Genomic DNA, 317 nt, shown 5'->3' on the forward strand with positions numbered 1-317 from the left:
AGATGTGTATAAGAGACAGCGTCAGTACCGCTCGATCCTGTTGGCGTTGATGTCGTCCAGGATCCCGATGATCCTGCTGTAGCGCTGCGCGGTGCCGGGGTTCACCGGGAGGAGCAGCGTGTCCTGTGCGTAGATCGCGGCATCACGGACGTTGTGCAGGCCCAGGGCCTGGGCGGTCCGCGAGACGATGGCCGTTCCGGCGTTGATGCGCCGGGTGGCGAGGTTGAAGTAGACGGCCATCAGCTGCTTGCCCAGCACGCTCTTGGGCGCGGTGCTGCCGCCGAAGGCCGCGGTGACCTCGGCGGTGGACAGGGCAC

1 protein-coding gene is annotated in these 317 nt (G+C 66.2%); it reads right to left on the bottom strand.

Going from position 1 to position 317, the window contains the following annotated elements; translation table 11 throughout:
- Positions 1-21: 21 nt before the first annotated feature.
- Positions 22-317, bottom strand: a 296-nt coding sequence (locus OQ02_RS45450; protein ID WP_033443849.1) for a hypothetical protein, incomplete at its 5' end; no start/stop codon positions are given.

The organism is Saccharothrix sp. NRRL B-16314, from assembly GCF_000716595.1.
Lineage (GTDB): Bacteria > Actinomycetota > Actinomycetes > Mycobacteriales > Pseudonocardiaceae > Actinosynnema.